We start from the raw sequence: 18,111 nt of genomic DNA on the forward strand, positions 1-18,111 counted from the left end.
CAATGGCGAACATGCGAACTATTTCTTTTGACGGGATTGTGATTGGTGGCGGCGGTGCTGGTATGCGCGCGGCTCTGCAGATGGCCCAGTCCGGCTATAAAACTGCGGTAATTACCAAGGTATTCCCAACCCGTTCTCACACGGTATCCGCCCAGGGTGGTATTACCTGTGCGATTGCCAGCTCTGACCCCAATGATGATTGGCGCTGGCACATGTATGACACCGTTAAAGGCTCCGACTATATCGGTGACCAGGAGGCGATTGAATACATGTGTTCTGTAGGCCCCGAAGCGGTATTTGAGCTGGAGCACATGGGCCTGCCTTTCTCCCGTACTGAGGAAGGCCGTATTTATCAGCGTCCATTCGGCGGTCAGTCCAAAGATTTCGGCCGCGGTGGCCAGGCAGCCCGTACCTGTGCTGCCGCCGACCGTACTGGCCACGCACTCCTGCACACGCTGTACCAGAATAATGTTAAGCACCAAACCGAGTTTCTGAACGAGTGGTTTGCGATTGACCTGGTGAAGAACCAGGACGGTGCCGTGGTGGGTGTGATCGCCATGTGCATCGAAGATGGCGAAGTGGTGTTTATTAAGTCCAAGGCGACCGTATTCGCTACCGGTGGTGCCGGCCGTATCTTCGCCTCCACCACTAACGCACACATCAACACCGGCGACGGTGTCGGTATGGCCCTGCGCGCAGGTATGCCTGTACAGGACATCGAGATGTGGCAGTTCCACCCGACTGGTATTTACGGTGCCGGTGTACTCGTGACCGAAGGTTGTCGCGGTGAGGGTGGCTACCTGATCAACAAAGACGGCGAGCGTTTTATGGAGCGTTACGCGCCCAACGCTAAGGACCTCGCTTCTCGCGATGTTGTAGCCCGCTCCATGGTACTTGAGATTCTCGATGGCCGCGGCTGTGGCCCCGAGGGCGATCACGTGTTCCTGAAGCTTGATCACTTGGGCGAAGACTTGCTCAACAGCCGTCTGCCCGGTATCTGTGAGTTGTCCAAGACCTTTGCCCATGTCGACCCAGTTAAGGCGCCGATTCCGGTTGTTCCCACCTGTCACTACATGATGGGCGGTATTCCGACCAACGTTCATGGTCAGGCCTTGACCCAGGACGCTGCGGGCAACGACCAGATCATCGATGGCTTCTACGCCTGTGGTGAGGTTGCCTGTGTATCGGTACACGGCGCTAACCGCCTGGGTGGTAACTCGCTGCTGGACCTGGTGGTATTCGGCCGCGCATCCGGCCTGTTTATCGAGAAGGCACTGCGCGAAGGTATCGAGCACCGCGAAGCTTCCGAGTCCGATCTGGAAGCGGCGATGGCGCGTCTGAACCGTCTGGAAACCAACGAAACCGGTGAGAAAGCTGCGGACCTGCGCAAAGAGTTGCAAGGTGTAATGCAGAATCACTTCGGCGTATTCCGCCGCGGCGACTACATGGCGGAAGGTGTGAAGAAGCTGGCTGACCTGCGTGAGCGTATTGAGAATGTACGCCTGGACGACAGAAGCCGTGCCTTTAACACCGCCCGTGTCGAAGCGCTGGAACTGCAGAACTTGCTGGAAGTTGCCGAGGCCACTGCGATTGCCGCGGAGACCCGCACTGAGAGCCGCGGTGCCCATGCCCGCGAAGACTTCCAGGAGCGCGATGATGAAAACTGGCTGTGTCATTCCATGTACTTCCCAACTGAGAAGCGTGTGGGCAAGCGTGCGGTAAACTTCGCACCGACCACCATGGAAGCCTTTGAACCGAAAGCTCGGACCTACTGATTCGGGAGCGGAATAGAGTATGTTGAAAGTAAGCATTTACCGTTACAACCCGGAAACTGATAAAGCGCCTTACATGCAGGACTACCAGCTCGACACTCAGGGCAAGGACCTGATGGTGTTGGACGTGTTGGAGTTGCTCAAGGCTCAGGATCCGACCCTGTCCTTCCGCCGCTCCTGCCGTGAAGGTGTGTGTGGTTCCGACGGTATGAATATTTCCGGCCGCAATGGCCTGGCGTGCACTACGCCACTGTCTGAAGCTGCCCCCAAGGGTAAACTGATTCTGCGTCCGCTGCCGGGCCTGCCTGTGATTCGCGACTTGGTTGTGGATATGGAACAGTTCTACGAGCAGTACAAAAAGATTGAGCCGTATCTGCAGAATGACACTCCGGCACCGGCGATTGAGCGCCTGCAATCCCCAGAGGATCGCGAAAAGCTCGACGGTCTGTACGAGTGTATCCTGTGTGCCTGCTGCTCCACTGCCTGTCCGTCCTTCTGGTGGAACCCGGACAAGTTTATCGGTCCGGCCGGCCTGCTACAGGCTTACCGCTTCCTGGCGGATAGCCGCGACCTGGCCACTGACGAGCGTCTATCCAATCTGGACGACCCCTTCAGTGTGTTCCGTTGTCACGGTATTCAGAACTGTGTCAACGTATGTCCTAAGGGTTTGAATCCGACTCGCGCCATTGGCCATATTCGCAATATGCTGCTGACGCGTGCTGTATAGGGATTAATGAAGGCTGCAAAGCAGTCTTCAGGGCTCATCTTCGGTGGGCTCGGTGCCAGGTAGGGCGCTTATCTAATACAAAAGCCGGCTCCGGTCGGTATTAAATTAAAAAGGGGAGGTGGCTTTGTGCGCCTCCCCTTTTGTGAGTGAAGGAAAGCGCAGTGGCTGTAGCGATGAGAGTCCACTGCAATCGAGGTAGGCATCAAAATGCACGAAAGTACCATGGAGCAGCTGTGGCGTAGCTCCCATATCTCCGGGGGCAATGCTGCCTATGTGGAGGAGCTTTACGAGACCTATCTGCACGACCCCAACGGTGTACCGGAGGAGTGGCGCAATTACTTCGACAGCCTCCCCCGCGTTGAGGGCAGCAGCGATGTCTCTCACGCCGCAGTGCGCCAGCACTTCGAGCTGCTCAGCAAACACCGCGCGCGCCCAGTAGCGGCGCCCGGTTCCGGCTCCGTCAATATCGAACATGAGCGCAAGCAGATTAAAGTTCTGCAGCTGATCGATTCCTATCGCCATCGCGGCCATAAGAAAGCGACCCTGGACCCGCTCGGCCTGATGGCCCGCGAGCAGGTGCCCGATTTACAGTTGAGCTACCACGGCCTTACTGAGGGTGATTTCGATACCACCTTCAATACCGGTAGCCTGTTCCTTGGCAAAGAAGAGGCGACCCTGCGTGAGATCGTAGAAGGGTTGGAGCGCACCTACTGTGGCAATCTGGGTGCAGAGATCATGCATCTCTCCAATCTGGAAGAGCAGCAGTGGTTTCAGCAGCGCCTGGAGCGCAGCCAGTCCAAGGCCAACTTCGGCACCGATATCCAGATTGAGATCCTGCAGCGCTTGTCTGCAGCAGAGGGCCTGGAGCGCCATCTGGATTCCAAATACCCGGGTACCAAGCGCTTTGGTGTCGAGGGTGGTGAGAGTCTGATCCCGATGATGGACGCCCTGATCCGTCGCTCCGGTACCTACGGGGTGAAGGAAATCGTGATCGGTATGGCCCACCGTGGCCGTCTGAATACCCTGGTGAATATCCTCGGTAAAAACCCATCGGACCTGTTCGAAGAGTTCGAGGGCAAGAAAACTCTGGATACTTCCGGTGACGTGAAATACCACCAGGGCTTCTCCTCCAACGTAATGACTCCCGGTGGTGAAGTACACCTGGCGCTGGCCTTTAACCCGTCGCACCTGGAAATCAGTGCGCCTGTGGTGGTTGGTTCTGTACGCGCTCGCCAGGACCGTCGTAAAGACGGGACTGGTGAAAAAGTAATGCCGATTAACATCCACGGCGACGCGGCTTTTGCCGGTCAGGGTGTGGTGCAGGAAACCCTGCAGATGTCTCAGACCCGCGGTTACTACACCGGTGGTACTGTGCACATCGTACTGAACAACCAGGTAGGCTTTACCACCAGCAAGCGCGAAGACGCTCGCTCCACCGAGTACTCTACCGATCCCGCCAAGATGATCGATGCGCCGGTGCTGCACGTAAACGGCGACGACCCGGAAATGGTCGTATTGGCCGCGTTGCTGGCGGTGGACTACCGCTACGAATTTAAGAAAGACATCGTTATCGATTTGGTTTGTTACCGTCGTCGCGGCCATAACGAGACTGATGATCCCTCTGGTACCCAGCCGCTGATGTACCAGACTATCCGCAAGCATAAAACTACCCGTACCCTCTACTCCGAGAAGCTGGTGGCTGAGGGCATACTCGATAAGGCTGCTGCGGACAAGCTGGCCAACGACTACCGCGATAAACTCGATGCGGGTGAGGACGTGGCCACCGGCTTGGTGAAGCAGCCGGACTCCTCCATGTTTGTAGATTGGAGCCCCTACCTGGGCCACGACTGGCAAGTAGCTGCAGATACTGGCTATGCGCTGCCGAAGTTGCAGGATGTGGCCAACCGTATGACCGCTGTGCCCGATGGCATTGTGATGCAGCGCCAGGTCTCCAAGATTTACGATGACCGTCGCAAGATGGCCGGTGGCGCACTGCCCTTGAACTGGGGCATGGCGGAAACCCTGGCTTATGGCACTTTGCTGGAAGAGGGCTTTATGGTCCGCTTTACCGGTGAGGATGTGGGTCGCGGAACCTTCTCCCACCGTCACGCGGTGATTCACAGCCAGAAAGATGGCCAGAGCTATGTGCCTTTGCAGCATATGTTCGAAGACCAGCCGCCTTTCTACATCTACGACTCGCTGCTGTCTGAAGAGGCGGTGTTGGCGTTTGAATACGGCTACGCCACCACTACACCAAAATCCCTGGTGGTGTGGGAAGCTCAGTTCGGTGATTTCGCCAACGGTGCCCAGGTAGTAATCGACCAGTTCATCACTTCCGGTGAGCATAAGTGGGGCCGTATGTGTGGCCTGGTAATGTTGCTGCCGCACGGCTACGAAGGCCAGGGTCCGGAGCATTCCTCCGCACGTCTAGAGCGCTTTATGCAACTGTGTGCCGAGCACAATATTCAGGTGTGTAATGCCACTACTCCGGCACAGATCTTCCACCTGCTGCGTCGTCAGGCGGTGCGCCCAATGCGTCGTCCTCTGGTGATTATGAGTCCAAAGTGGATTTTGCGTCACAAGCTGGCCACTTCCAGCCTGGAAGAGCTGGCCGAAGGCCGCTTCCATAACGTGATCCAGGACCAGGGCGTAGACCCAGAAAAAGTGAAACGCTTGGTGCTGTGCTCCGGCAAGGTTTACTACCACCTGCTGGAAGCCCGTATGGAGCGTGAGCAGGAAGATGTTGCGTTCGTACGAATCGAACAGCTGTACCCATTCCCAGACGAAGAGTTTGTGGAAGCGGTATCCGCATTCAAGAAGATCAAGAGTGTTGCCTGGTGTCAGGAAGAGCCCATGAACCAGGGCGCCTGGTACTCCAGCCAGCACCACTTGCGTCGTCTACTGTCGGAAACCCACCCGAAGCTGGATCTGGAATACGTGGGCCGCGCCCCATCCGCAGCACCTGCGGCGGGCTACATGTCCACGCACCTTGAAGAACAGAATAAGTTCATCAACGAGGCGCTGACCGTCAAGTAACCGGCGGCAGTAATAAGTGAAGAGTCAATCTCAGGAAACAGAAAAAATGACGATCGAGATTAAAGCGCCAACTTTCCCTGAATCTGTTCAGGACGGAACTGTCGCCACCTGGCATAAACAACCCGGTGAAGCTGTGTCCCGCGATGAACTGATCGTGGACATCGAGACCGATAAAGTTGTGCTGGAAGTTGTTGCACCTGCCGATGGTGCCCTGACTGAAATCATCAAGGGTGAGGGCGATACCGTCCTCTCCAATGAAGTGATTGCTAAGTTTGAAGCGGGCGCTGGCGCGGCCGCTGCCCCGGCGGCAGAAAAAGCAGAAGCTCCGGCTGCCGAAGCGGCTGCCCCCGCTGCTGGCGACAAAATTGCCATGCCATCCGCCAAGAAAATGGCCGCTGAGAAGGGTGTCGATCTGGCGGGTGTTGAAGGCACTGGCAAGGGTGGCCGTGTTCTCAAAGAAGACGTAATGAAAGCTGGCACTGCGCCCGCCGCTGCTGCTCCCGCCGCTGCTGCCGAAGTGGCTGTTGCTCCGGGCGAGCGCGTGGAGAAGCGTGTTCCTATGACCCGCATGCGCAAGCGTATTGCTGAACGCCTGCTGGATGCCTCCCAGTCCACCGCCATGCTCACCACCTTTAACGAGGTGAACATGAAGCCGGTCATGGACCTGCGCAAGAACTACAAAGATCTGTTCGAAAAAACCCACAACGGCACTCGTCTGGGCTTTATGGGCTTCTTTGTGAAAGCTGCGGTAGAAGCGTTGAAGCGCTACACCGCGGTGAACGCGTCTATCGATGGTAACGATATTGTTTACCACGGTTATCAGGATATCGGTGTAGCGGTTTCCTCTCCGAAAGGCCTGGTTGTACCGATTCTGCGCAATGCGGAAAACATGGGCCTGGCGGATATGGAAAACAATATCCGCGATCTGGGTGTTCGCGCCCGCGATGGTAAATTGTCTATCGAAGAGATGACTGGCGGTACCTTCACCATCACCAACGGTGGTGTATTCGGCTCCCTGCTGTCCACTCCGATCCTGAACCCGCCGCAAACCGCAATTCTGGGTATGCACAAAATCCAGGAGCGCCCGATGGCGGTAAATGGCAAGGTGGAAATCCTGCCGATGATGTACCTGGCGCTGTCCTATGACCACCGTCTGATCGACGGTAAAGAAGCGGTTGGCTTCCTGGTAGCGATCAAGGAAATGATCGAAGATCCAGCGCGTATCTTGCTCGAAGTTTAAAAAATAAGTTCTGGGGCCTGCGGGCCCCTCGATCACACTGCATTAGAAATATCTGGAACTGATCATGTCGGAAAAATTTGACGTAATCGTAATCGGCTCTGGTCCTGGTGGTTATGTCGCTGCCATCCGTGCCGCTCAGCTGGGCCTGAAGACTGCTTGTATTGAAAAGTGGAAAAACAAGGAAGGTAAATACGTTAACGGCGGTACCTGCCTGAACGTAGGTTGTATTCCCTCCAAGGCACTGCTGGACAGCTCCTGGAAGTACCACGAGGCCAAAGACGCTCTCGACGTGCACGGCATTGAAGTCGGCAAGGTCAAGATGGATGTGAGCAAGATGATCGAGCGCAAGGGCGAGATCGTTAAGAAGCTGACCGGCGGCGTAGCTGGCCTGTTCACCGCCAATAAAGTGACCTCCATTTTCGGTACCGGTAAACTGCTGGCCAACAAGAAAGTGGAAGTCACTGACGACGAAGGCAACAGCACTGTCTACGAAGCCGAAAATGTCATTCTGGCTTCCGGTTCTGTACCGGTAAACATTCCCCCAGCTCCGGTAGACAATAAAATTATTGTCGATTCCACCGGCGCTTTGGAATTCTCTGAAACGCCCAAACGTTTGGGCGTTATCGGTGCCGGCGTTATCGGCTTGGAGCTCGGTTCAGTATGGAACCGCCTGGGCTCTGAAGTGGTTGTTCTGGAAGCGATGGATAAGTTCCTGGCGATCATGGACCAACAGGTTGCCAAAGAATCCCAGAAGATCTTCAAGAAGCAGGGCCTGGATATCCGCCTCGCTTGCCGCGTAACCGGCTCTGAAGTGAAGGGCGAGGAAGTGGTTGTTACTTACCAGGACAAAGATGGTAAAGAGCACCAGGAAACTTTCGACAAGCTGATCGTCTGCGTTGGCCGTCGTCCTTACACTGAAGGCCTGTTGTCTGAAGATGCCGGCGTGAAGATGGACGAGCGTGGATTTATCTACGTTAACGACCTGTGCATGACTTCTGCACCGGGCATATGGGCGATCGGTGACGTGGTACGCGGTCCGATGCTGGCGCACAAGGCTTCTGAAGAAGGTGTTGTAGTCGCTGAGCGCATCGCCGGCCAGAAGCCAATGATGAACTACGACGTGATCCCCAACGTTATTTACACTCACCCGGAAATCGCTGCGGTTGGTCGCACCGAAGAGCAGGTGAAGGCCGATGGCGAGCCCTACAACGTAGGTAGCTTCCCGTTTGCCATCAACGGTCGCGCTATGGCTGCCAACGATACCCAGGGCTTTGTGAAAATCATCGCTCACGCGGAAACTGACCGTGTACTGGGTGCCCACATCGTTGGCCCGTCTGCTGCCGATCTGGTTCAGCAAGTGGCGATCGCGATGGAGTTCGGTTCCAGCGCCGAAGATATCGGTATGACCGTATTCGCACACCCGACTCTGTCTGAGACCGTGAAAGAAGCGGCACTGGGCGTGAACGGTCATGCGATTCACACCGTAAATCGCAAGAAGCGCAAGTAAGAAGTTTTTTCGATGTCGGGGCACTAATTATTAATTAATTAGCGCCCCGGTTTCATTTGCGGAATTCAAAATTTGCAACGACGGAAATTTTGAGTTTTGTCTTTCAGGTGCAGAGAGATCTGCAATTAATAAACACATTTCACATGTGAATTGGTATTGACTATGAACTTGCATGAGTATCAGGGCAAACAACTGTTTGCGGCATACGGATTGCCGGTTTCCAAAGGCATTGCAGCGGAAACCCCGGCAGCGGCAGTAGCAGCGGCTGACGAAATTGGCGGTGATAAGTGGGTAGTAAAGGCCCAGGTACACGCTGGTGGCCGCGGTAAGGCTGGCGGAGTAAAGCTGGTAGATTCCAAGGCAGAAATTGAAGAGTTTGCCAAGAAGTGGCTGGGCGAGCGCCTGGTAACTTATCAAACAGACGAAAATGGCCAGCCTGTTTCCCGTATTCTGGTTGAAAGCTGCACCGACATTGACCAAGAACTGTATCTTGGCGCCGTTGTTGACCGCTCCACCCGTCGTATCGTTTTCATGGCTTCCACCGAAGGCGGCGTTGAGATCGAGAAAGTAGCGGAAGAGACTCCGGAAAAAATCCTGAAAGCCACCATCGACCCGCTGGTAGGCGCTCAGCCTTACCAAGCGCGCGAGCTGGCTTTCAAACTGGGCCTGAACCCGACTCAGGTGAAGCAGTTCACCAAGATCTTCCTCGGCCTGGCGAAAATGTTCGAAGAAAAAGATCTGGCCCTGCTCGAGATCAACCCGCTGGTAATTACTACCGAAGGCAACCTGCACTGCCTGGACGCCAAAGTGGTAATCGACAGCAACGCGCTGTACCGCCACGCGGACCTGCGCGAAATGCACGATCCTTCCCAGGAAGATTCCCGTGAAGCGCACGCTGCCAAGTTCGACCTGAACTACGTAGCCCTCGATGGCAACATCGGCTGCATGGTAAACGGTGCTGGTCTGGCCATGGGTACCATGGACATCGTCAACCTGCACGGCGGCAAGCCAGCTAACTTCCTAGATGTTGGCGGCGGCGCGACCAAAGAGCGCGTTGTTGAAGCGTTCAAGATCATCCTGTCTGACGAGAACGTAAAAGCCGTACTGATCAATATCTTCGGTGGTATCGTTCGCTGTGACATGATCGCTGAAGGCGTTGTGGGCGCAGTAAAAGAAGTTGGCGTTAAAGTACCGGTTGTTGTACGCCTGGAAGGTAACAACGCAGACCTGGGCGCCAAGGTTCTGAGCGACAGTGGCCTGAACATTATCGCGGCGACCAGTCTGACCGATGCGGCTCAGCAAGTGGTTAAAGCTGCGGAGGGTAAATAATCATGTCAGTATTGATTAACAAAGACACTAAAGTAATCTGCCAGGGCTTCACCGGCTCCCAGGGTACTTTCCACTCCGAGCAAGCGATTGCTTACGGCACCAAGATGGTTGGTGGTGTAACTCCGGGTAAAGGCGGCCAGACTCACCTGGGCCTGCCAGTATTCGATACCGTTAAAGAAGCGGTAGAGAAGACCGGCGCTGAAGCTTCTGTAATCTACGTACCTGCGCCTTTCTGTAAGGATTCCATCCTGGAAGCGGCCAACGCTGGTATCAAGCTGATTGTTTGTATTACCGAAGGTATCCCGACTCTGGATATGCTCGACGCTAAAGTGAAGTGCGACGAGCTGGGCGTGCGCCTGATCGGCCCGAACTGCCCGGGTGTTATCACTCCGGGTGAGTGCAAGATCGGTATTATGCCGGGTCACATCCACAAGCCGGGTAAAGTGGGCATCGTTTCCCGTTCCGGTACCCTGACCTATGAAGCGGTTAAGCAAACTACCGATTACGGCTTCGGCCAGTCTACCTGTGTGGGCATCGGTGGCGACCCCATCCCGGGCTCCAACTTCATCGATATCCTGGAGATGTTCCAGAACGATCCGCAGACCGAAGCGATTGTTATGATCGGTGAGATCGGTGGTACTGCTGAAGAAGAAGCCGCTGCTTACATCAAGGAAAATGTTACTAAGCCTGTAGTTTCCTACATCGCTGGTGTAACTGCTCCTCCCGGCAAGCGTATGGGTCACGCGGGCGCGATCATCTCTGGTGGTAAAGGCACCGCTGACGAGAAGTTCGCTGCTCTGGAAGACGCTGGTGTTAAAACCGTACGCTCCCTGGCTCAGATCGGCGACGCTCTGAAGGAAGTTACTGGCTGGTAAGTAATTACTAGCTGGCTAGCACAAAAAAAGGCCACCCTTTGGGAGGCCTTTTTTTGTTTATTAAACTCAACCGTCATCCTAATTCCGTGCCAATCTTTCCCTTGGCTTCTTTTGTTGCCAGATTAATTTCGCTGCGCAGCCATTTTAATTTTCACGCTACTCACTATTTCTGTGCATTTTGCCGATATTTTTCTTCTGCCTTGTGGTTTTTTCATGTTTTTGTTTTTTTATGCAATTAAATATTGAATGATATTTATTGTTGTTTGAGAAAGTATCTTATTTTTTTATTTTTTCTTGGAGTGTTTTAGGAGTTATTTAATTTTTTCTAGGTGTTGTGAATTTGTTGGGGTATAAATTCCTTGTTGGGATTAAATGCGGAGGTTGGCTTTTAAGAGTCCGGTTGTAAGTTAGATAAAGGATTTATTAACCCTCAAAATAATGACCAAATAATTGTGGAGGTTCACAGCATGGGACTATCAATAGATAAAAATATTCGAAATATTTCATATAAGCTGGTCTTTAGTGGTTTTTCTTTGGATAGAAATGAGGATGTTGGCGGAGTCTGGCCTAATGGGATCGTTAAATATTACGTACCGAATAATCTTGATGCTGGCTATGTGACGGCGGTTAAGAAAGCCATGTCCCGCTGGGAGTTGTGTATTTATCGGGCGTTTCAGTTTGCGGCGATTAAATTTTTGCAGGTGGGAGCGGCGGGGCAGGGTGTGATTACTATCCGGGATAATGATAGTAGTGCCACCGTAGGTTATACCAATACAACAAATCAGTATTGCGGTGTTAATTGGAGAGGGAATCGGGCTGCGATTGCCTCGCTTCCACATGAAATTGGTCATACCCTGGGATTGGCCCACGAGCATATGCGTTCAGATGCTCCCATGGCAGTGCAGAGCACACTGGATTCTTTACAAGTGCAAACCCGCACCCAGACAATGGCACGCTTTATGACTCATGGCTCGTCATTCGATGGCCAGTCTATCATGATGTACGATGCTCAAGCCCAGGCGCTGGGGGTCAGGGAAAATACCAGGGCAGGCGGTTGTAAAATTACCCCCAACCAGGTTAATAATTCAAGTTGGAATCCCAGCGCGGGTGATTTGAATATGCTTTCCTATTTGTACGATGGCAGGCGTCTGACCTTACCAAGATCTTTTGCGATGCCAATGGTGTAGATCAGTTCGTTGTTGCGAAGGTGACTTAAAAAAGGGAGTCAGCACCTCCCTTTTTTACGTTTTTATTTTCTTCTCTAAACGTACCCTCTAAATTTCTGGCTCTTTAGGCTTAAGCGCAAAATTTACTAAAAGATAAATTACATTTTCTATCTGTGCCGCTGAAGTATTCGGTACTGCTAGGTGCTATACAAGCCGTATTTGTGACCGTGTGTACGGCTGCGTTGGTAAAGAATAAAAGCCGTCAGGCTAAGTAGTAATAACTCAGCAATGGGCCCTGCATACCAGATTCCAACTTCACCAACGGCCAGAGGTAGTAGTACTATTAAAGGCAGTAAAAATATATAAGTTTTTGCCAGTCCGAGAATGGCTGCTCGTTTGGCGTCACCAATCGCCTGGAAGAAGGTATTAACCATCATGAGGGGGCCAGCCAAGAAATAAACCAGAGTCATCATTGGCAGGATACGCGCAACTTCTTCAATGATCAGAGGATCGTTAACAAATAACCCACCTAAAGTGTCTTTAAAAATAATGACGGCAAGCTGAAGTAGCAGGCAGTAGCCGAATGCCGCAGTTAGGGCGATATTGATGCTACTATCCATTCGCGACCAGATCTTTGCGCCAGCATTATTACCTGCCACCGTTTGAAAAGCCTGGCTTAAGCCGAGTAGGGGTAGAAAAATAAAAGTCATAATCCGAGTGGTAATACCGTAGGCACTAACGGTAGCGTCATAGTTTTCCGCTCCCCATGCCTGTAGGCTGAATATAACTGCCATAGAGGTGAGGGAAACGCCTATATAGCTCAAACTAGCCGGTAAGCCCAAGGACAGAAACTCTCTCCAATATTGTTTCTCATAGGAGAGGCGGATGACCTGTGTATCAATGACTGTTTTTCCGTAATGACGATAGCCAGCCACTATCATCAGGGCGATTGATTGAGCCAATGCTGTTCCATAAGCGGAACCCGCTACTCCCATTTGAAAGTGGGCAATAAAAATATAGTTAAAAACGATATTAAGAAGTATGGAGCTTAAAGAAACTATCGCCATCAACGATAGTTTTCCCTCACAGCGTAATGTGTCGGAGTTTACGGAACCAATAAATAGGGCGGGAGATAGGAAAACAAGAATTGTTAAATAGGTGTAGCCCATATCCGCCAACGGCTGGGAGCCATTGGCTACCAACATCGTCAATTGTTTACCCCCAAGAGTAAACAGCACCATAAGAAGGCCACAAACTAACAGTGCCAAGGTGATTGCCTGAGAGAAAGCCTGTTTTGCCTTATCTATTTTTCCCGCGCCCAAGAGTCTGGCCTGAACACTGGAGTAGCCAGCCGATATTAAGGAGGATAGTGCCACTAGCAACATAAACATTGGAAATGTCAGGGTGACAGCTGCCAGTGCGTCAGGGCCTACATACTCCCCCAGGAAATAAGCATCCAGCAGGGTAAAAGAGCCGTTTACCAACATTATAAAAATGATCGGTGCTGCTGTTTTGAAGAAAACCGGTAAAAGTGCACCCTTGAGGAAAATGTTGTCTTGTTGTTTGCTCATATACGATCCCTATTACTTATTTCCACTATGTATCTCTGCAATATCATTAAATTTGGCCAAAACAAAGTGTTTGATTTCTTCTGGCCAGGCTCGGATGGCTTTTTCAAAGCTTACTTTGCTATTTCGATAGAGGGAGCGGCTGGCATCTTCGAAGCCTGGGGCGTCACCAACAACCTGCAGCATAAATCTATCGAGTTGATGCTGGCTTGTGGTGATACGCTCTTCGAGTGAAATATCTTTCTGGGCCTGCTCCACCAGCTTGCGCAGGGTAACGGAGGCTCCGCCTGGTTGCTGTCTCAGCCACTCCCAGTGACGGGGTAACAATGTGACTTCCTTGGAAATGACTCCCAGCTTTGGGCGCCCTCGCTTTGCACTGGTAGGTGTTGTGCTGGGCTTCAATCTGGTTAGTACCGTCTCAATATCGCCTTGCCAATCGATCTCGATTCTTTGGCAGTTATCGGTTGAAAAAACCATGGGCTCAAGTGGCGTTTCACGGGATTTTATCTGGCGAACGATCGACTCCAGTGTGCCCCTTGCAATCAGTTGTTGTCGCTCAATGGCTATGTACTCTGGCACAACAAAAGTCTCCTATTGATTTATCCGGGCAAAATAATATTACCCGGGTAAATATAGGCGATCAATTTGTCTATGTACAGCAAAGGTCTCTCGCAAAATCTACTGGTATGTGCTGAAGGACTACTATCGGTGGGATTGCCGTGAGTATTTCTTGCTCTAGGCGCGTTCTTAGGGAGTATTTTGCACCCTATCTGCCGATATACAGGGTCATTGCTCAATTCTATACTGCGGAAAAACTAACTACTTAGGAGTGAACATGGCTAGAGCACTGGTTGGTGTGATTGGGGGGAGTGGTCTCTATGAAATGCCGGGGCTGACTGATGTGCAAGAGGTTCAAGTGGAGACCCCATTTGGCCTGACATCGGATCCCATTCTTTGTGGCAAGCTGCAGGGTATCCCGGTTGCTTTTCTCTCCCGCCATGGACGCGGTCACAGGCTGATCCCCTCTGAGGTGCCCTACAGGGCAAATATCCATGGGTTGCGCCAGTTGGGTGTGCGCTATCTGCTCTCTCTCTCGGCGGTTGGCTCTCTGCAGGAGAAGGTCAGGCCACTGGATATGTTGATTCCCGATCAGTTTATCGACATGACGCGCAAGCGTGAGGGCACTTTTTTTGGTGGCGGCGCTGTAGCCCATGTCTCTATGGCAGACCCCGTATGTTCCGCAGTGGCGGATTGTCTGGCGCGGGCCTTTGCTTCCACCCAGGCCGAGCAGCCGGTGCAGTTACATCGGGGTGGTAGTTACTTGTGCATTGAGGGGCCACAGTTCTCAACGCGAGCGGAATCCCACTGGTATCGCAGCATGGGGGCGTCGGTCATTGGTATGACTAATATGCCAGAGGCGAAATTGGCGCGAGAGGCGCAGATTGCCTACGCCACACTCGCAATGGCCACCGATTACGACTGTTGGCACCCTCGCGAGCAAGCGGTTACCGCAGAAGTGGCAATCGCCAATCTGCAGCAAAATGCTGCGCGTGCCCAGTTGATAGCAGCAGAGGCCATTCGATTATTGGGTATGGAGAAACCTGACTCCATTGCCCATACGGCATTGACCAGTGGATTGGTCACACCTGTGGAAACAATGTCGCAGGGCCAGCTTGCTGTAATAAAACCACTGCTTGAACCGACACAATTAGTGTTGGAAGAAGTGGAGCACTGAGACATATGCATGAAACACTGCCATTACTTGAAATATCCGATTTCCCGGCAATACGCCGCAGTACTATCGAAACCCTGCAGCTCAACATTGGTTATCGCTGTAATCAGTCTTGTGTGCACTGCCATGTAAACGCAGGTCCCAATCGCACGGAAATGATGTCGGATGCAAACCTGGCACTGCTGTTGGAGGTCATTGAGAAGCGCCGTATTCGGAGACTGGATATCACTGGTGGCGCACCGGAATTACATTGGGGGTTTCGCGGCTTGGTCAGTGCTGCACGGGCATTGGGAGTGCAGGTTATTGATCGGTGTAATCTCACAGTTTTGTTCGAGCCAGGCAAGGAAGATACTGCGGAGTTTCTCGCCCGAAATCATGTGGAAGTGGTCGCTTCCCTTCCTTGTTATTCCATGGATAACGTCGATAAACAGCGCGGCAAAGGGGTCTTTGACAAGAGTATTGCCGGTCTGCAAAAGCTCAATGAACTGGGTTATGGCAAGCCAGAAAGTGGTTTGCAGTTAAATTTGGTATACAACCCTCAAGGCCCCTTCTTACCCCCAGAGCAGAGTGTCCTGGAGGCGGACTATCGCAGAGAATTGAGAAGGCAATTTAATATTGAGTTCAATCAATTGTTTGCGCTCGCCAATATGCCCATCAAGCGCTTTGGTTCCATGTTGATTTCCAAGGGGCAGTTTAAAGATTATATGACTTTATTACGTGACAGTTATAGCGCTGAAAATCTCGATGGCGTTATGTGTCGCAGCCTGGTGAGTGTTGACTGGCAGGGGAATCTATTCGATTGCGATTTTAATCAGCAGCTAGATATTCCTGTGCCAGGTAGGCCGCACCTGCATGATTTACTCGATGAGAATCTGCAGGGGAGCGCGATTGCAGTGGCAGATCACTGCTACGGCTGTACTGCGGGGCAGGGTAGTAGCTGTGGTGGAGCACTGTAAGAGGAAAGGGTTTTATAGCCATAGGGCAGGAATACTATGAGTAAAAAAATACTGCTGTTGGTGGTTATCGCGGTATTGGTGATTGCTTTTTACGCACTTGATTTACATCACTGGTTGAGTCTAGACAAATTGCAGGAAGGCGGGGAGCAGTTCCAGCAATGGAAAGCGGCCTCACCATTTTTAGTGAGTTTCCTGTTTTTAGTTTTTTATATTTTGGTGACCGGCTTGTCCTTGCCTGGCGCGGCTATTCTCACCATAGCCGCTGGTGCGATTTTTGGTTTGTTGTGGGGCACTATTATTGTGTCTTTTGCTTCCAGTATCGGTGCCACTCTGGCTTTTCTTATGGCCCGCTACTTATTTCGCGATTATATTCAGGAAAGGTTTGCGGTACGCCTCCAAGTTGTGAATAAAGGTATTGAGCGGGAAGGCGCATTTTATCTTTTTGCCCTGCGCCTTGTACCTATTTTCCCGTTTTTTCTGATTAATATCTTGATGGGGTTAACCCACCTGCGAGTCTGGATATTTTATTGGGTGAGCCAGTTAGGCATGCTTGCGGCCACAATTGTCTACGTGAATGCGGGAACGCAACTCGCCCGAATAGAAAGCCTTAAAGATATCGCTTCCCCTCAATTGCTTTTGTCCTTTGCGCTGCTGGGTATTTTCCCTCTATTGGCAAAATACTTCCTCAACTGGCTTAAACGTCGCCGCGAGGCCAAGTGAGACTCCAATGAAAAAACCTAAAAAGTTTGACCGTAATATTATTGTTATCGGAGCAGGTGCCGCAGGGTTGGTCAGTGCTTATATTTCTGCGGCAGTAAAAGCTAAGGTGACATTAATTGAGTCTGGGGACATGGGGGGGGATTGCCTGAATACCGGCTGTGTGCCCAGTAAGGCATTGATCAAGTGTGCTCGTGTGGCGCACTCCGCTCGTACTGCGGGTAATTTTGGTGTGCGCCTGCCGGAACCGGAGATTGATTTTCCTGGGGTGATGCGGCATATGCGTAAATCTATCCAGCAGATAGAGCCTCATGACAGCGTGGAGCGTTATTCAGAGCTCGGTGTGGAAGTGATAAAAGGCTATGCACGATTGGTTGATCCCTGGACAGTTGATATCACTTTGAAAAGTGGCGGTGAAAGATCTTTGCGTGGGCGTGCCATTATCCTGGCTACTGGTGCCGAGCCTATAGTACCGCCATTCCCCGGCCTTGATACAGTTAATTATCTGACGAGTGAAACACTCTGGGATAGGTTTGCTCAACTGGATAAGGTTCCGCATAGATTGGTATTACTGGGTGGCGGTGCCATTGGTTGTGAGCTGGCCCAGGCATTTACCCGTTTGGGGTCTCGGGTGACCTTGATTGAGCGGGATGAACGTCTACTCCCCCAGGAAGACCACGAAGTATCGGAGGCTGTTGCCAAGGCATTGAAATCTGAAGGGGTATGTCTTCTCACTGGGCATGAGGCAGTTTCTTTTAGTGGCAATAAAGATTGCCAGGAGAGCACATTACATTTACGTAATGCCGAGGGTGAAACACAGGTGACATTTGATGAGGTTATCCTGGCACTTGGCAGGCGCGCTCGCACCAAGGGCTTCGGGCTGGAAAAATTGGATTTATTGCAGGATGGTAAACTGACAACCGATACTTTCCTGCGCACTCGCCACCCCCATATTCTCGCGGCTGGGGATCTTGCCGGTCCCTATCAGTTTACCCATATGGCTTCGCACCAGGCCTGGTATGCTGCAGTGAATGGCCTTTTTGGTGATATCAAGAAATTTGCCGTAGATTACTCGCTGGTACCTCGGGCAGTTTTTATCGATCCTGAGGTGGCCAGTGTTGGGTTCAGTGAGCTCGAGGCCAAGCGAAATGATATTGCTTATGAGGTAACTCGTTATAATCTTGATGATCTGGATCGGGCTATTGTAGATGGGGCGGCACAGGGTTTTATTAAAGTAATAACAGTACCAGGTAAAGATAAAATATTAGGCGTTTCAATTGTTGGTGAAAATGCGGCAGAGCTTATCGCCGAGTTTGTGTTTGCTATGAAGCAGGGGCTGGGGCTGAATAAAATCCTATCCACCATTCATATCTATCCGACAATGACCGAAGGCAATAAATTTGTTGCAGGAAACTGGAAGCGGGCCAATGCACCCAAACGCTTGCTGCGCTGGTTGGAAAAATTTCACCAGTGGAGACTGGGGTAA

At 52.0% G+C, this 18,111-nt stretch carries 14 protein-coding genes; 12 read left to right on the forward strand and 2 right to left on the reverse strand.

Going from position 1 to position 18,111, the window contains the following annotated elements; translation table 11 throughout:
* Positions 1–2 precede the first annotated feature (2 nt).
* The 8 genes from sdhA (at position 3) to ACJJIV_RS16510 (ending at position 11,673) form a co-directional block, all read left to right on the forward strand.
* Entirely contained in the window at positions 3–1,775 is a 1,773-nt protein-coding gene (gene sdhA, locus ACJJIV_RS16475) for a succinate dehydrogenase flavoprotein subunit (protein ID WP_252082930.1), read from the forward strand.
* 19 nt (positions 1,776–1,794) lie between these two features.
* The gene (locus tag ACJJIV_RS16480; RefSeq protein ID WP_252082928.1) at positions 1,795–2,499 is read left to right on the forward strand and encodes a succinate dehydrogenase iron-sulfur subunit; all 705 of its coding nucleotides are present in this window, start codon (positions 1,795–1,797) and stop codon (positions 2,497–2,499) included.
* Between the two features lie 207 nt (positions 2,500–2,706).
* Positions 2,707–5,535, forward strand: coding sequence for a 2-oxoglutarate dehydrogenase E1 component (locus ACJJIV_RS16485; protein ID WP_444889654.1), 2,829 nt, complete (start codon positions 2,707–2,709; stop codon positions 5,533–5,535).
* A 46-nt stretch (positions 5,536–5,581) separates the two neighbouring features.
* On the forward strand, positions 5,582–6,775 hold the full coding sequence (odhB, locus tag ACJJIV_RS16490) for a 2-oxoglutarate dehydrogenase complex dihydrolipoyllysine-residue succinyltransferase (RefSeq protein WP_444884076.1): 1,194 nt from the start codon (positions 5,582–5,584) through the stop codon (positions 6,773–6,775).
* 64 nt (positions 6,776–6,839) lie between these two features.
* Positions 6,840–8,282: a dihydrolipoyl dehydrogenase gene (gene lpdA / locus ACJJIV_RS16495; RefSeq protein ID WP_444889655.1), complete on the forward strand. Its 1,443-nt coding sequence runs from the start codon at positions 6,840–6,842 to the stop codon at positions 8,280–8,282.
* A 162-nt stretch (positions 8,283–8,444) separates the two neighbouring features.
* Positions 8,445–9,611, forward strand: a complete 1,167-nt coding sequence (sucC, locus tag ACJJIV_RS16500; protein WP_252082922.1) for an ADP-forming succinate--CoA ligase subunit beta — start codon at positions 8,445–8,447, stop codon at positions 9,609–9,611.
* 2 nt (positions 9,612–9,613) lie between these two features.
* Positions 9,614–10,486, forward strand: a complete 873-nt coding sequence (sucD, locus tag ACJJIV_RS16505) for a succinate--CoA ligase subunit alpha (protein WP_020412684.1) — start codon at positions 9,614–9,616, stop codon at positions 10,484–10,486.
* Between the two features lie 467 nt (positions 10,487–10,953).
* Positions 10,954–11,673, forward strand: coding sequence for a M12 family metallopeptidase (locus tag ACJJIV_RS16510; RefSeq protein WP_252082921.1), 720 nt, complete (start codon positions 10,954–10,956; stop codon positions 11,671–11,673).
* A gap of 176 nt (positions 11,674–11,849) precedes the next feature.
* Here the strand turns inward: ACJJIV_RS16510 and ACJJIV_RS16515 are convergent, their stop codons facing one another.
* Complete coding sequence (locus ACJJIV_RS16515) at positions 11,850–13,223, reverse strand: MATE family efflux transporter (RefSeq protein WP_444889656.1); 1,374 nt, start codon at positions 13,221–13,223, stop codon at positions 11,850–11,852.
* Positions 13,224–13,235: 12 nt separating this feature from the next.
* The gene (locus ACJJIV_RS16520; RefSeq protein ID WP_252082918.1) at positions 13,236–13,799 is read right to left on the reverse strand and encodes a DUF2239 family protein; all 564 of its coding nucleotides are present in this window, start codon (positions 13,797–13,799) and stop codon (positions 13,236–13,238) included.
* Positions 13,800–14,055: 256 nt separating this feature from the next.
* On the opposite strand from ACJJIV_RS16520, the gene mtnP reads away from it, so the two are divergent.
* From mtnP to ACJJIV_RS16540, 4 genes are read left to right on the forward strand one after another with little or no spacing between them, the layout of a single operon-like run.
* Entirely contained in the window at positions 14,056–14,955 is a 900-nt protein-coding gene (gene mtnP / locus ACJJIV_RS16525; protein ID WP_444889657.1) for an S-methyl-5'-thioadenosine phosphorylase, read from the forward strand.
* A 5-nt stretch (positions 14,956–14,960) separates the two neighbouring features.
* Positions 14,961–15,908 carry an arsenosugar biosynthesis radical SAM (seleno)protein ArsS gene (arsS, locus tag ACJJIV_RS16530; RefSeq protein ID WP_444889658.1) on the forward strand — a complete coding sequence of 316 codons (948 nt, stop codon included), beginning with the start codon at positions 14,961–14,963 and terminating at the stop codon, positions 15,906–15,908.
* Between the two features lie 36 nt (positions 15,909–15,944).
* A complete protein-coding gene (locus ACJJIV_RS16535; protein ID WP_444889659.1) occupies positions 15,945–16,628 on the forward strand; it encodes a TVP38/TMEM64 family protein in 684 nt (227 codons plus the stop codon).
* Positions 16,629–16,635: 7 nt separating this feature from the next.
* Entirely contained in the window at positions 16,636–18,111 is a 1,476-nt protein-coding gene (locus ACJJIV_RS16540; RefSeq protein ID WP_444889660.1) for a dihydrolipoyl dehydrogenase family protein, read from the forward strand.

Source organism: Microbulbifer mixtoriginis (SeqCode), assembly GCF_052466765.1.